The following is a 13,798-nucleotide window of genomic DNA, read 5'->3' as shown; positions in this document are numbered from 1 at the left end:
AAGAGGCCTGCGAAGATGATGCCGACTCTGGGGATCACCGACCTCTGGACCTATGTCCTGGGTACGCTGTTCATCGTCCTGCTGCCGGGGCCGAACTCGCTGTTCGTGCTCGCCACCGCCGCCCAGCGCGGCGTGGGCGCCGGCTACCGGGCGGCCAGCGCGGTGTTCCTCGGTGATGCGATCCTGATGCTGCTGTCGGCACTGGGAATCGCCTCACTGCTTAAGGCCGAACCGATGCTGTTTCTCGGCCTGAAGTACGTTGGCGCGGCCTACCTGTTCTATCTGGGCGTCGGCATGCTCCGGGGTGGCTGGCAGAAGTTGCGCCAGCCGGTCGAGCACGCTGTTCCGGCGAAGGAAATGGACGTCAATCAGCCGTTCCGCAAGGCGCTGCTGCTGAGTCTGTCCAATCCCAAGGCGATCCTCTTCTTCGTGTCCTTCTTCATCCAGTTCGTCGACCCGGGATACGCCTACCCCGGGGTGTCGTTCCTGGTGCTGGGCGCGATCCTCGAAGTCATCAGCGCCCTTTACCTGAGTTTCCTGATTTTTTCCGGTGTGCGTCTGGCGGCCTGGTTCCGCCGGCGGCAACGGTTGGCTGCCGGCGCTTCCAGCGGCGTCGGCGCCCTGTTCGTCGGCTTTGGCGTGAAGCTGGCCACCGCAACCCTGTCCTGATTATTGCAACGAGAGTCCCATGCCCAAGCGTACAGACATCAAGAGCATCCTGATCCTCGGTGCCGGCCCCATCGTGATCGGCCAGGCCTGCGAGTTCGACTATTCCGGCGCTCAGGCCTGCAAGGCCCTGAAGGAAGAAGGCTTCCGCGTCATCCTGGTGAACTCCAACCCGGCCACCATCATGACCGACCCGGCCATGGCCGACGCCACTTACATCGAGCCGATCAAGTGGGCGACTGTCGCCAAGATCATCGAGAAAGAGCGTCCTGACGCCCTGCTGCCCACCATGGGTGGCCAGACCGCGCTGAACTGCGCGCTGGATCTGGAGCGCCATGGCGTGCTGGCGAAGTTCGGTGTGGAAATGATCGGCGCCAATGCCGACACCATCGACAAGGCTGAAGACCGCTCGCGCTTCGATCGGGCCATGAAGGACATCGGCCTGGCCTGCCCGGTTTCGGGTATCGCCCACAGCATGGAAGAAGCCTACGGCGTGCTGGAGAAGGTCGGCTTCCCCTGCATCATCCGTCCCTCCTTCACCATGGGCGGCACCGGTGGTGGCATCGCTTACAACCGTGAAGAGTTCGAAGAGATCTGCGCTCGTGGCCTGGACCTGTCGCCAACCAGCGAGTTGCTGATCGACGAGTCGCTGATCGGCTGGAAGGAATACGAGATGGAGGTGGTCCGCGACAAGAAGGACAACTGCATCATCGTCTGCTCCATCGAGAACTTTGACCCGATGGGCGTGCACACTGGCGACTCCATCACCGTGGCCCCGGCGCAGACCCTGACCGACAAGGAATACCAGATCCTGCGCAACGCCTCCCTGGCGGTGCTGCGTGAGATCGGCGTGGAAACCGGCGGTTCCAACGTGCAGTTCGGCATCTGCCCGAACACCGGCCGCATGGTCGTAATCGAGATGAACCCGCGCGTATCGCGTTCCTCGGCCCTGGCCTCCAAGGCCACCGGCTTCCCGATCGCCAAGATCGCCGCCAAGCTGGCCGTCGGCTACACCCTCGACGAGCTGCAGAACGACATCACCGGCGGTCGCACCCCGGCTTCGTTCGAACCGGCCATCGACTACGTGGTAACCAAAGTCCCGCGCTTCGCTTTCGAAAAATTCCCGAAAGCCGACGCCCGCCTGACCACCCAGATGAAATCCGTGGGCGAAGTCATGGCCATCGGCCGTACCTTCCAAGAGTCCGTGCAGAAAGCCCTGCGTGGTCTGGAAGTGGGCGTTGCCGGCTTCGATCCCAAGCTGGATCTGAACGATCCGGAAGCCGAAGGCATCCTCAAGCGCGAGCTGACCGTGCCGGGCGCCGAGCGTATCTGGTACGTGGCTGACGCCTTCCGCGCCGGCAAGACCATCGAAGAAGTCTTCGACCTGACCCGTATCGACGAGTGGTTCCTGGTGCAGATCGAGGACCTGGTCAAGGACGAAGAGAAGGTCAAGACCCTCGGCCTCTCCGGGATCGACGCTGACCTGATGCGCAAGCTCAAGCGCAAGGGCTTCTCCGACTCCCGCCTGGCCAAGCTGCTCGGCGTCACCGAGAAGAATCTGCGCAACCACCGTCACAAGCTGAAGGTGCTGCCGGTCTTCAAGCGCGTTGACACCTGCGCGGCCGAATTCGCCACCGACACCGCCTACATGTATTCGACCTACGAGGAAGAGTGCGAGGCCAACCCGTCGAGCCGCGAGAAGATCATGATCCTTGGCGGCGGCCCCAATCGCATCGGCCAGGGCATCGAGTTCGACTACTGCTGCGTGCACGCCGCGCTGGCCATGCGTGAAGACGGTTACGAGACCATCATGGTCAACTGCAACCCGGAAACCGTTTCCACCGACTACGACACCTCCGATCGCCTGTACTTCGAGCCGGTGACCCTGGAGGACGTGCTGGAAATCGTCCGCGTCGAGCAGCCGAAAGGTGTGATCGTCCAGTACGGCGGCCAGACCCCGCTGAAACTCTGCCGTGCCCTGGAAGAGGCTGGCGTACCGATCATCGGTACCAGCCCGGACGCCATCGACCGCGCTGAAGACCGTGAGCGCTTCCAGCAGATGGTCCAGCGCCTGAACCTGCGCCAGCCGGCCAACGCCACCGCGCGCAGCGAAGACGAGGCCCTGGCTCACTCCAAGGTCATCGGCTACCCGCTGGTGGTTCGCCCGTCCTACGTGCTGGGTGGCCGCGCCATGGAAATCGTCTATCAGGAAGAAGAGCTCAAGCGCTACATGCGCGAGGCGGTGAAGGTGTCCAACGACAGCCCGGTGCTGCTGGACCACTTCCTCAATTGCGCGATCGAAGTCGACATCGATGCGGTGTGTGACGGTGAGACCGTCGTAATCGGCGCGATCATGCAGCACATCGAGCAGGCCGGCGTGCACTCCGGTGACTCCGCGTGCTCGCTGCCGCCGTATTCCCTGCCGGCACACATCCAGGACGAGATTCGCGAGCAGGTCAAGAAAATGGCCCTGGAGCTCGGCGTGGTCGGTCTGATGAACGTGCAGATGGCCGTACAGGGCGAAGATATCTTCGTCATCGAGGTCAACCCGCGTGCGTCCCGTACCGTGCCGTTCGTCTCCAAGTGCGTCGGCGAGTCGCTGGCCAAGGTCGCGGCCCGCGTAATGGCTGGCAAGAGCCTCAAGGAAATCGGCTTCACCACTGAAATCATTCCGCCGTTCTTCAGCGTCAAGGAAGCGGTCTTCCCGTTCGCCAAGTTCCCGGGTGTCGACCCGATCCTCGGCCCGGAAATGAAGTCCACCGGTGAGGTGATGGGCGTCGGCGATACCTTCGGCGAAGCCTTCTCCAAGGCCCAGTTGGGCGCCAGCGAAATCCTGCCGAACACGGGTACCGTGTTCATCAGCGTGCGTGAAGATGACAAGCCCATGGTGGCCCAGGTCGCGCGCGACCTGATCGAATTGGGCTTCGAAGTGGTCGCCACCTCCGGCACCGCCAAAGTGATCGAGGCGGCCGGCCTGCCGGTCCGTCGAGTGAATAAGGTGACGGAAGGCCGTCCCCATGTCGTTGACATGATCAAGAACGATGAGGTTACCCTCATCATCAATACCACTGAGGGGCGTCAGTCCATTGCTGACTCCTACTCGATCCGTCGTAACGCTCTGCAGCACAAGATCTACTGCACCACCACAATCGCGGCTGGTCAGGCGATCTGTGAGGCGCTCAAGTTCGGTCCCGAGAAGACCGTGCGCCGGCTGCAGGATCTCCATGCAGGAATCAAGGCATGACCAAATTTCCGATGACCGTCCAGGGCGCTCGAGCCCTGGAAGACGAACTGAAACACCTGAAAACCGTAATGCGTCCGCAGATCACCCAGGCCATCGCTGAAGCGCGTGAACTGGGCGACCTGAAAGAAAACGCCGAATACCATGCCGCGCGCGAACAGCAGGGCATGGTCGAAGCACGTGTTCGGGACATCGAGGGGCGCTTGCAGAACGCCCAAGTGATCGATGTCGCGTCGCTGCCCCATACCGGCAAGGTGATCTTCGGTGTGACCGTGGATATCGCCAACGTCGAAACCGACGAGGCCGTGACCTACCAGATCGTGGGTGACGACGAAGCGGACATCAAACAGGGCAAGTTGTCGGTCAGCTCCCCCATCGCCCGCGCCCTGGTGGGCAAGGAAGAAGGGGACGTGGTGACGGTCAAGACTCCGAGCGGCATCGTCGAGTACGAGATTGTCGAAGTCCGCCACGTCTGAGCGTCCACCGTTTCGGGCCGGCGCCATTGCCTGGCAGCTGGCCCAGACCTTCTGGGTCGGCGGCCTTTGGTTGCTGCACTTCGTCATGCTGCCGGCGCTGGACCGAATAGGTCTGGCGCCGATGCTCGTGGAGGAAGTGGCCGCTAGCCTGCGGCCGTTGCTGGTGGCGTTCGCTGGATTCTGTGCATTGCTCCAGGCCCTGCTGCTGGTCCAGTCTGCGGGGCTTTCGCGTTTCTGGCGTGACGGGCGTGGGCAGTTGCTGGCTGCGGTGCTGGCCTTGGCGGCGGTGTTTCTGCTGGTGCGCTTCTGGAGGCCGGAGGCGTTTTACTGGCTGAGCTTCAGCTATTTGTCGCTGGCCTTCTGCGGCCTGCTGCTGGTCATTCAGCCCATGCCGGCGAAGCTGGTTGAGGGGCGGGCGCGCTGAGCGCGCGCCCTTGGCGGGAGACTCAAAGACCGCTGAAGCGGCTGATGTTGGACAGGTTGCGGTTCGGCTTGGGATTGCGACGATAGACCAGCGCCATCTTGCCGATGACCTGGACCAACTCGCAGTTGCCGGCGGCGCAGAGTTCCTCGATCAGGGCGCGGCGATCGTCGCGTTCGGTGATGCGGAACTGGACCTTGATCAGTTCGTGATCGTTCAGCGCGCGCTCAAGCTCGGCCAGCACGCCCTCGGTCAGACCGTTTTCTGCCACCGTCAATACCGGTTTCAGATGGTGACCGATAGATTTGTATTGCTTCTTGTGCTCCTGTGAGAGCGCCATAATCAGACCCCTGCGAAAAAAGGCTGCTAGTTTACCCGAGTGATTCCGGGGCGCACAGCCGAACAAGAGGTATCCCGTGGCCCGTTCCAAGAGTAGCCAGCGTTGGCTGAAAGAACACTTCGACGACCCTTACGTCAAAATGGCGCAGAAGGAAGGTTATCGTTCCCGTGCCAGCTACAAGCTGCTCGAAATCCAGGAGAAGGACCGTATCTTGCGGCCTGGCATGACGGTGGTCGATCTTGGCGCTGCGCCGGGCGGCTGGTCCCAGGTCACCAGCCGGGTGATCGGCGACCGCGGCCGGCTAATAGCGTCCGACATCCTGGAAATGGACAGCATCCCCGATGTGACCTTCATTCAGGGCGACTTTACGGATGATGCAGTCTTCTCGCGCATCCTCGAAGCGATTGGGGTGAAACCGGTAGACCTTGTGATTTCCGATATGGCCCCCAATATGAGTGGGGTGAGGGCTTCCGACCAGCCGCGGGCCATGTATCTCTGCGAGTTGGCACTTGACCTCGCAGGGCGTGCGCTGCGCCCGGGGGGCGATTTTTTGATCAAGATATTCCAGGGCGAAGGCTTCGACGTCTACCACAAGCAAGTGCGTGAGAAGTTCGACAGGGTTCAGATGCGCAAGCCGCTTTCGTCGCGTGATCGCTCTCGTGAGCAATACTTGCTCGCGCGAGGCTTTCGCGGGGAATAGACTGCATTGGGACCTGACTTGTCGGTCCCTTGCAAAGAGGCAGGCGGATGAATGGAGACCGCAAGGCCTCATAAAGGGTTACAGACGGCGCCTGCCAGGGGCAGGGGTTGTGTAGTAAGTTAGGCCGGTTAATCACCAGCCGTCATGCGGGGTGCGCTCCAGGAAGGGGCCCGTTCCAGAGGGTAGCTAATTGAACGATATGGCAAAAAATCTGATCCTGTGGCTGATCATCGCCGCTGTGCTTGTCACGGTGATGAACAATTTCTCCAGCCCGAGCGAACCGCAGACCCTTAACTACTCGGAATTCATCGAGCAGGTTAAAGAAGGCAAGGTCGAGCGCGTGACCGTGGATGGCTTCGTCATTACCGGCAAGCGCAACGATGGCGAGCCCTTCAAGACCGTTCGTCCGGCAATTCAGGATGGTGGCCTGATCGGCGACCTGATCGATAACAACGTCATCATCGAGGGCAAACAGCCTGAGCAGCAGAGCATCTGGACTCAGCTGCTGGTGGCCAGCTTCCCGATCCTGGTGATCATTGCCGTGTTCATGTTCTTCATGCGACAGATGCAGGGCGGTGGCGGTGGCCGCGGTGGCCCGATGAGCTTCGGCAAGAGCAAGGCCCGCCTGCTGTCTGAAGACCAGGTCAAGACCACCTTCGCCGACGTCGCGGGTTGCGATGAGGCCAAGGAAGAGGTCAGCGAGCTGGTGGAGTTCCTCCGTGATCCGGGCAAATTCCAGCGCCTGGGGGGTCGTATCCCGCGTGGCGTCCTGATGGTCGGCCCGCCCGGTACCGGCAAGACTCTGCTGGCCAAGGCCATCGCTGGCGAAGCCAAAGTGCCGTTCTTCACCATCTCCGGTTCCGACTTCGTTGAAATGTTCGTCGGTGTGGGTGCATCCCGCGTCCGCGACATGTTCGATCAGGCGAAGAAGCACGCGCCCTGCATCATCTTCATTGACGAGATCGACGCCGTGGGTCGCCATCGTGGTGCCGGCCTGGGCGGCGGTCATGACGAGCGCGAGCAAACCCTCAACCAGTTGCTGGTGGAGATGGACGGCTTCGAAATGAATGACGGCATCATCGTCATCGCCGCTACCAACCGTCCTGACGTTCTGGACCCGGCCCTGCTGCGTCCGGGCCGCTTCGACCGTCAGGTGGTGGTCGGTCTGCCGGACATCCGTGGTCGCGAACAGATCCTCAAGGTGCACATGCGCAAGGTGCCGATGGGTGACGACGTCGATGCCGCGGTCATCGCGCGGGGTACCCCGGGCTTCTCCGGTGCCGACCTGGCAAACCTGGTCAACGAGGCTTCGCTCTTCGCCGCTCGCGTCAACAAGCGCGTGGTGGAAATGAAAGAGTTCGAGTTGGCGAAGGACAAGATCATGATGGGCGCCGAGCGCAAGTCCATGGTCATGTCCGAGAAAGAGAAGCTCAACACCGCGTTCCACGAGGCTGGCCATGCCATCGTTGGTCGGCTGGTGCCTGAGCATGATCCGGTCTACAAGGTGTCGATCATTCCTCGCGGCCGCGCCCTCGGCGTGACCATGTTCCTGCCTGAGGAAGACCGTTACAGCCTGTCCAAGCGTGCGCTGACCAGTCAGATCTGCTCGCTGTTCGGCGGCCGTATCGCCGAAGAGATGACCCTGGGCTTCGACGGCGTCACCACGGGTGCCTCCAACGACATCATGCGTGCCACCCAGATCGCCCGGAACATGGTGACCAAGTGGGGCCTGTCCGAAAAGCTCGGGCCGCTGATGTACGCGGAAGAGGAGGGTGAAGTATTCCTCGGTCGCAGTGCTGGTTCCCAGCACGCAAACTTGTCTGGTGAGACCGCGAAGCTGATTGACCAGGAGGTGCGTCGCATCATCGACGAGTGCTACTCCACCGCGAAGAGCCTGCTGGTGGAGAACCGCGACAAGCTCGACATGATGGCCGAGGCCTTGATGAAGTACGAAACCATCGACTCCGAGCAGATCGATGACATCATGTCAGGCCGCGTCGCTCGCGAGCCCAAGGACTGGCAGGGTGGTTCGGGTACTTCCTCCGGCACGCCGGCCCCGCGTGAGGACGCCAGGCGCCCTGAAACCCCCATTGGCGGGCCAGCTGGCGAACACTAAGGCCTGTTGATGAAGTCAGTGCAGTACCAGACCCGGTTGCCTTGCGGCAACCGGGTTCTTGATTTGGCCCAGCCGCAAGTGATGGGCATCCTCAACGTCACCCCTGATTCCTTTTCCGACGGCGGCCGTTTCAGCGGTCGCGATGCTGCGTTGCGGCATGCTGCCGAGATGGTGGCCGCAGGGGCGACCCTGATCGATGTCGGGGGCGAGTCGACCCGGCCCGGTGCTCGCGTGGTTTCTCCGACCGAGGAGCTGGAGCGAGTGGCCCCGGTCGTCGAGCTCATTGCTCGCGAACTGGACGTTGTAATTTCACTCGATACTTCTACTCCAGCCGTGATGCGCGAAGGCGCTCGTCTGGGGGCTGGAATGATCAACGATGTCCGTGCCTTGCGGCGGGACGGCGCGCTGGATGCCGCGGCTGATACCGGTTTGGCGGTGTGCCTGATGCACATGCAGGGAGAGCCCGGCAATATGCAGCAGGACCCGCGCTATCAGGACGTCGTGCGGGAAGTGGGCGACTTTCTCGCTGAGCGTATGAAGGCCTGTACCGACGTGGGTGTGGCTGTCGACAGGATCGTCCTGGACCCGGGGTTCGGTTTTGCCAAGACCCTGGCCCACAATCTGAGCTTGTTCAAGCATATGGAAGCCCTGCACGAGCTGGGACGTCCGTTGCTGGTCGGGGTTTCACGTAAAAGCATGATTGGCCAGACGCTTGGGCGGGAGGTTGATCAGCGCTTGTACGGCGGCCTGGCCCTGGCCGCCCTTGCCGTGGCGAAGGGCGCCTGCATCTTGCGCGTACACGATGTGGCGGAAACCGTCGACGCCGTACGCATGATCGCCGCGGTGCAAGCGGCGGAATAAGAAAACACGGAGCATTTCATGAGCAGAAAGTATTTTGGCACCGACGGTATTCGCGGGCGTGTTGGGCAATTCCCGATTACCCCGGACTTCATGCTCAAGCTTGGATGGGCTGCGGGCATGGCGTTCCGCAAGCAGGGCAAGTGCCGCATTCTGATTGGCAAGGACACCCGGATTTCCGGCTATATGTTCGAGTCGGCCCTCGAAGCTGGTTTGCTGGCCGCTGGCGCGGACGTCATGCTCCTTGGTCCCATGCCGACTCCGGCTATTGCCTATCTGACCCGTACCTTCCTGGCTGATGCGGGCATTGTCATCAGTGCCTCGCACAACCCGCATCACGACAACGGCATCAAGTTCTTCTCCGGCAAGGGCACCAAGCTCTCCGATGAAGTCGAGCTGATGATCGAGGAGCTGCTGGATCAGCCGATGACGGTGGTCGACTCGGCTCAGCTGGGCAAGGTTTCCCGGATCAACGATGCGGCGGGCCGATACATCGAGTTCTGCAAGAGCACGACGCCGATCAATACCGATTTCGCCGGTCTCAAGTTGGTCGTCGATTGTGCCCACGGCGCCACCTACAAGGTCGCTCCCAGCGTGTTTCGCGAGTTGGGCGCCCAGGTGAGTGTGCTGTCGGCGCAGCCCAACGGCCTCAACATCAACGACGACTGCGGCTCCACCCACATGGGTAGCCTGCAGGAAGCCGTGGTTGCCCAGAATGCGGACCTTGGCATCGCCTTTGATGGTGATGGCGATCGGGTGCTGATGGTCGACCATACCGGCGCCGTGGTGGATGGCGATGAACTGATCTACCTGATCGCCCGGGATCTTCATGGTCGCGACAAGTTGAGTGGCGGCGTGGTAGGCACCCTGATGAGTAACCTGGGCCTGGAGCTGGCGTTCAAGGCGCTCGATATTCCGTTCGTTCGAGCCAAGGTCGGCGATCGCTATGTGATGAGTAAGTTGCAGGCCCATGGCTGGAACCTCGGCGGCGAAAACTCCGGTCACATCGTCTGCAATCATTTCACGACCACGGGCGACGCGATCGTCTCCGCCCTCCAGGTGTTGCTTGCCCTGCAGCGCAGTGGTCAGTCTCTTGCCGAAGCACGGCAGGGGATGCGCAAGTGCCCGCAAGTGCTGATCAATGTTCGTTATGCCGGTGGGGACGTGGATCCGGTGAATCATCCGGCGGTGAAGGACGCTTCTGCGCGGGTCACCGAGCAGATGGCCGGTCGTGGTCGGGTACTGCTGCGCAAGTCGGGCACTGAGCCGTTGGTGCGGGTGATGGTCGAGGGCGACGACGAGAAGCTCGTGCGCGGCTATGCCGAGGAGCTGGCGAAGGTCGTGAAAGAGGTATGTGCTTGATTTGTCTTGCTAGTTGAAGATCTCTTGGGTAATATCTGCGCCCACTTTGATCGACGAGATAAAGCATGCGCCGACCTCTGGTAGCCGGTAACTGGAAAATGCACGGTACCCGCGCCAGCGTCGCAGAGCTGATCAAGGGCTTGCGCCAATTGGCCTTGCCTTCTGGTGTTGAAGTTGCGGTAATGCCGCCCTGTCTGTACATCAATCAGGTCATTCAAGGCCTGGACGGCAAGTCAGTTGCCGTAGGTGCGCAGAATTGTGCGGTAGAGTCAGTGCAGGGAGCCCTCACTGGAGAGATCGCAGCGAGCCAGTTGGTGGATGTGGGTTGCAAGCTGGTCCTGGTTGGTCATTCGGAGCGTCGCCTGATTCTGGGCGAAAGTGACGAAATCGTGAGTCGCAAGTTCGCTGCTGCTCAGTCTTGTGGTCTGGTCCCGGTGCTTTGTGTCGGTGAGACCCGTGAGGAGCGCGAGGCTGGCAAGACGCTTGAGGTTGTGGGGCGTCAGCTGGGAAGCGTGATCGAAGGGCTTGGTGTGGGCGCGTTTGCGCAAGCGGTAATTGCCTATGAGCCTGTTTGGGCGATAGGTACGGGGCTGACAGCTTCACCGCAGCAGGCGCAAGAGGTTCATGCAGCGATTCGCGCGCAGCTTTCGGCGGTGAATGCTGAGGTGGCTCGCGGTGTACGGATTCTGTACGGCGGCAGTGTGAAGGCAGCCAGTGCGGCTGATTTGTTCGGCATGCCGGATATCGATGGGGGGCTCATTGGTGGTGCCTCCCTGAATGCAGATGAGTTCGGTGCGATCTGTCGCGCCGCAGGAAGCTGACAAGATGCTGGAAACTGTCGTTATTGTTGTTCACTTGCTGGTTGCTCTGGGCGTTGTAGGTCTGGTGCTGGTTCAGCAGGGTAAAGGCGCGGATGCTGGCGCCTCGTTTGGTGCGGGTGCTTCGGCAACTGTTTTTGGAAGCCAGGGTTCTGCTACCTTTCTGAGTCGCTTTACTGGTATACTCGCCGCGGTTTTTTTCATTACCAGCTTGGGCTTAGCGTATTTCGCTAAGGAAAAGGCTGAAGCGCTGAGCAATGTAGGTCTGCCGGATCCGGCGGCTCTCGAAGTTCAGCCAGCAAAACCGGCAGCTGACGATGTGCCGGTGCTTGAAGAGCAGAAGCCGGCCACTCAGTCGAGTGATGTGCCTCAGGCTCCAGAGCAGAAGTAAGGCAAGTTTTGCCGAGGTGGTGGAATTGGTAGACACGCTACCTTGAGGTGGTAGTGGCCATAGGCTGTAGGGGTTCGAGTCCCCTCCTCGGTACCATATAAAGAGATGCCCGCAGCAATGCGGGCTTTCTTTTTGGCGGGATGTTCGGTTGACCACGCAAGGTGCTGGCCGTATACTCTCGCACCAGCTTTGACGCGGGGTGGAGCAGTCTGGTAGCTCGTCGGGCTCATAACCCGAAGGTCGTTGGTTCAAATCCAGCCCCCGCAACCAGTAGTCGCGAAGCCCCTTTTTAGGGGCTTTTTGCTAGCTGGACAGTTGACCTCCGATCACAGATCAGGCGGTTTGAAGGGATGGGCGTTTCGCCCATTTTTTATTTGCACAGCATGCGAGAGGCGATCAGGTGTCGAGCAAGCTAGAACAGTTGCAGGCCTTGTTGGCCCCGGTAGTCGAAGCGCTCGGTTATCAGTGCTGGGGCATCGAGTTCCTGTCTCAAGGGCGGCATTCGCTGCTACGGATTTATATCGATCACGAGAACGGCATTCTGGTCGACGATTGCGAGAAGGTCAGCCGGCAGATCAGTGGTGTACTCGATGTCGAGGACCCGATCAGCAGCGAATATACCCTCGAAGTATCGTCGCCAGGCATGGATCGTCCGCTGTTCACCCTTGAACAGTTTGCGGCCCACGCCGGTGAACTGGTCAAGATCAAGCTGCGTTCTCCGTTCGAAGGTCGACGCAATTTCCAGGGGCTTCTCCGCGGGGTGGAGGAGCAGGACGTGGTGGTTCTCATCGAAGACCGCGAGTTCCTCCTGCCGATCGAGTTGATCGACAAGGCCAACATCATTCCCCGTTTTGACTGAGACGCGGATCCCGCGGATCCAATGGATTGCGAAAGGCGAGGCGTACGATGAGCAAAGAAGTACTGCTGGTTGTTGAGTCGGTATCCAACGAAAAGGGTGTACCGGCTGGCGTGATTTTCGAGGCGCTGGAGTTGGCCCTGGCCACCGCTACCAAGAAGCGTTATGAGGACGAGGTCGACCTGCGCGTGGCGATCAATCGTCACAGCGGCATCTACGACACTTTCCGTCGCTGGACTGTGGTCGAAGAGGACGATTTCGAGGATCCGGCTATCCAGCTGACCCTCGACCAGGCCCAGGAACGCGATGAGCACGCCAAGATTGGCGACATCATCGAAGAGAAGATCGAGTCCATCGAGTTCGGCCGCATTGCCGCGCAGACCGCCAAGCAGGTCATCGTGCAGAAGGTGCGTGAAGCCGAGCGGGCGCAGGTGGTGGAAGCCTATCGCGAGAAGCTGGGCGACATCATTTCCGGCACCGTGAAGAAGGTCACCCGTGACAACGTGATCGTTGACCTGGGCAACAACGCCGAAGCTTTGCTGGCCCGCGAAGACATCATTGCCCGTGAAACCTTCCGCGTCGGCGCTCGTGTACGCGCCCTGCTGAAGGAAATTCGCACCGAGAACCGTGGCCCGCAACTGATCCTGTCGCGCACTGCGCCGCAGATGCTGATCGAGCTTTTCCGCATCGAAGTGCCGGAAATCGCCGAAGAGCTGATCGAAGTGATGGCTGCCTCCCGTGATCCGGGTTCCCGCGCCAAGATTGCCGTCCGTTCGAAGGACAAGCGTATCGACCCGCAGGGCGCCTGCATCGGTATGCGCGGTTCCCGCGTCCAGGCCGTATCCGGCGAACTGGGCGGTGAGCGCGTCGATATCGTCCTGTGGGACGACAACCCCGCGCAGTTCGTGATCAACGCCATGGCTCCGGCCGAGGTGGTGGCGATCATCGTCGATGAAGATGCCCATGCAATGGACATCGCCGTTGCCGAGGACAACCTGGCCCAGGCCATCGGCCGTGGCGGCCAGAACGTGCGTCTGGCCAGTCAGCTGACTGGCTGGACCCTGAATGTGATGACCGAAGCGGACATCCAGGCCAAGCAGCAAGCCGAAACCGGCGACATCCTGCGTGCTTTCGTCGAAGAACTGGAAGTGGACGAAGAGCTGGCTCAGGTACTGGTAGAAGAAGGCTTCACCAGCCTGGAAGAAATCGCCTACGTGCCTATGGAAGAAATGCTCAGCATCGATGGTTTCGACGAGGAAATCGTCAACGAGCTGCGTGCGCGTGCGAAGGACCGCCTGCTGACTAAGGCTATCGCGACCGAAGAGAAACTGGCGGATGCCCAGCCTGCCGAAGACCTGCTTTCCCTTGAAGGCATGGACAAGGACCTGGCTGTTGAACTCGCTGTACGTGGCGTTATTAACCGCGAAGACCTGGCCGAGCAGTCGATTGACGACCTGCTCGACATCGACGGCATGGACGAAGAGCGTGCCGGCAAGCTGATCATGGCCGCCCGAGCCCATTGGTTCGAGTAAGTTTCGCGGCCTGAGGAGAGA

Annotated in this window: 13 protein-coding genes and 2 tRNA genes; 14 read left to right on the top strand and 1 reads right to left on the bottom strand. The window is 60.8% G+C overall.

Going from position 1 to position 13,798, the window contains the following annotated elements:
• The first annotated feature begins 18 nt into the window (after positions 1-18).
• Genes leuE through THL1_RS24455 form a run of 4 tightly spaced genes read left to right on the top strand, consistent with a single transcriptional unit; the run spans position 19 to position 4,807 of the window.
• Positions 19-669: a leucine efflux protein LeuE gene (gene leuE, locus THL1_RS24470; protein WP_145928442.1), complete on the top strand. Its 651-nt coding sequence runs from the start codon at positions 19-21 to the stop codon at positions 667-669.
• A 19-nt stretch (positions 670-688) separates the two neighbouring features.
• Positions 689-3,910 carry a carbamoyl-phosphate synthase large subunit gene (gene carB, locus THL1_RS24465; protein ID WP_069085657.1) on the top strand — a complete coding sequence of 1,074 codons (3,222 nt, stop codon included), beginning with the start codon at positions 689-691 and terminating at the stop codon, positions 3,908-3,910.
• A complete protein-coding gene (gene greA / locus THL1_RS24460) occupies positions 3,907-4,383 on the top strand; it encodes a transcription elongation factor GreA (RefSeq protein WP_069085656.1) in 477 nt (158 codons plus the stop codon). The genes carB and greA overlap by 4 nt, the downstream gene beginning before the upstream one ends.
• Positions 4,361-4,807: a DUF4149 domain-containing protein gene (locus THL1_RS24455; RefSeq protein WP_069085655.1), complete on the top strand. Its 447-nt coding sequence runs from the start codon at positions 4,361-4,363 to the stop codon at positions 4,805-4,807. The genes greA and THL1_RS24455 overlap by 23 nt, the downstream gene beginning before the upstream one ends.
• A gap of 22 nt (positions 4,808-4,829) precedes the next feature.
• Here THL1_RS24455 and THL1_RS24450 read toward each other — a convergent pair whose 3' ends face one another.
• Positions 4,830-5,144 carry a YhbY family RNA-binding protein gene (locus tag THL1_RS24450; protein ID WP_069085654.1) on the bottom strand — a complete coding sequence of 105 codons (315 nt, stop codon included), beginning with the start codon at positions 5,142-5,144 and terminating at the stop codon, positions 4,830-4,832.
• Between the two features lie 76 nt (positions 5,145-5,220).
• Here THL1_RS24450 and rlmE point away from each other — a divergent pair, with 76 nt between their 5' ends.
• The 10 genes from rlmE (at position 5,221) to nusA (ending at position 13,777) form a co-directional block, all read left to right on the top strand.
• Positions 5,221-5,844, top strand: a complete 624-nt coding sequence (gene rlmE / locus THL1_RS24445) for a 23S rRNA (uridine(2552)-2'-O)-methyltransferase RlmE (protein WP_069085653.1) — start codon at positions 5,221-5,223, stop codon at positions 5,842-5,844.
• Positions 5,845-6,043: 199 nt separating this feature from the next.
• Positions 6,044-7,960 (top strand): ATP-dependent zinc metalloprotease FtsH, encoded by a 1,917-nt coding sequence (gene ftsH / locus THL1_RS24440; protein ID WP_069085652.1) that lies wholly within the window; start codon positions 6,044-6,046, stop codon positions 7,958-7,960.
• 9 nt (positions 7,961-7,969) lie between these two features.
• Complete coding sequence (gene folP / locus THL1_RS24435; RefSeq protein ID WP_069085651.1) at positions 7,970-8,821, top strand: dihydropteroate synthase; 852 nt, start codon at positions 7,970-7,972, stop codon at positions 8,819-8,821.
• An 18-nt stretch (positions 8,822-8,839) separates the two neighbouring features.
• On the top strand, positions 8,840-10,180 hold the full coding sequence (gene glmM, locus THL1_RS24430) for a phosphoglucosamine mutase (protein WP_069085650.1): 1,341 nt from the start codon (positions 8,840-8,842) through the stop codon (positions 10,178-10,180).
• A gap of 65 nt (positions 10,181-10,245) precedes the next feature.
• Positions 10,246-11,001 (top strand): triose-phosphate isomerase, encoded by a 756-nt coding sequence (gene tpiA, locus THL1_RS24425; protein ID WP_069085649.1) that lies wholly within the window; start codon positions 10,246-10,248, stop codon positions 10,999-11,001.
• Positions 11,002-11,005: 4 nt separating this feature from the next.
• Positions 11,006-11,389 (top strand): preprotein translocase subunit SecG, encoded by a 384-nt coding sequence (gene secG, locus THL1_RS24420; RefSeq protein WP_069085648.1) that lies wholly within the window; start codon positions 11,006-11,008, stop codon positions 11,387-11,389.
• A gap of 10 nt (positions 11,390-11,399) precedes the next feature.
• Positions 11,400-11,485, top strand: a tRNA-Leu gene (locus THL1_RS24415).
• 97 nt (positions 11,486-11,582) lie between these two features.
• Positions 11,583-11,659 (top strand) — tRNA-Met (locus tag THL1_RS24410).
• 130 nt (positions 11,660-11,789) lie between these two features.
• Complete coding sequence (rimP, locus tag THL1_RS24405) at positions 11,790-12,248, top strand: ribosome maturation factor RimP (RefSeq protein ID WP_028630011.1); 459 nt, start codon at positions 11,790-11,792, stop codon at positions 12,246-12,248.
• A gap of 47 nt (positions 12,249-12,295) precedes the next feature.
• Positions 12,296-13,777 (top strand): transcription termination factor NusA, encoded by a 1,482-nt coding sequence (nusA, locus tag THL1_RS24400; protein WP_069085647.1) that lies wholly within the window; start codon positions 12,296-12,298, stop codon positions 13,775-13,777.
• The last annotated feature ends 21 nt before the right edge of the window (positions 13,778-13,798 follow it).

The organism is Pseudomonas sp. TCU-HL1 (genome assembly GCF_001708505.1).
Taxonomy (GTDB): Bacteria; Pseudomonadota; Gammaproteobacteria; order Pseudomonadales; family Pseudomonadaceae; genus Metapseudomonas.
Note: the sequence above shows the minus strand (reverse complement) of the source record. Positions and strands in the feature narration are given on the sequence as shown.

Coding starts and splice junctions, on each gene's coding strand:
- glmM (WP_069085650.1), top strand. CDS start 8,840: ATGAGCAGAAAGTATTTTGGCACCGACGGTATTCGCGGGCGTGTTGGG.
- folP (WP_069085651.1), top strand. CDS start 7,970: ATGAAGTCAGTGCAGTACCAGACCCGGTTGCCTTGCGGCAACCGGGTT.
- carB (WP_069085657.1), top strand. CDS start 689: ATGCCCAAGCGTACAGACATCAAGAGCATCCTGATCCTCGGTGCCGGC.
- tpiA (WP_069085649.1), top strand. CDS start 10,246: ATGCGCCGACCTCTGGTAGCCGGTAACTGGAAAATGCACGGTACCCGC.
- THL1_RS24450 (WP_069085654.1), bottom strand. CDS start 5,144: ATGGCGCTCTCACAGGAGCACAAGAAGCAATACAAATCTATCGGTCAC.
- greA (WP_069085656.1), top strand. CDS start 3,907: ATGACCAAATTTCCGATGACCGTCCAGGGCGCTCGAGCCCTGGAAGAC.
- nusA (WP_069085647.1), top strand. CDS start 12,296: ATGAGCAAAGAAGTACTGCTGGTTGTTGAGTCGGTATCCAACGAAAAG.
- ftsH (WP_069085652.1), top strand. CDS start 6,044: ATGGCAAAAAATCTGATCCTGTGGCTGATCATCGCCGCTGTGCTTGTC.
- leuE (WP_145928442.1), top strand. CDS start 19: ATGCCGACTCTGGGGATCACCGACCTCTGGACCTATGTCCTGGGTACG.
- secG (WP_069085648.1), top strand. CDS start 11,006: ATGCTGGAAACTGTCGTTATTGTTGTTCACTTGCTGGTTGCTCTGGGC.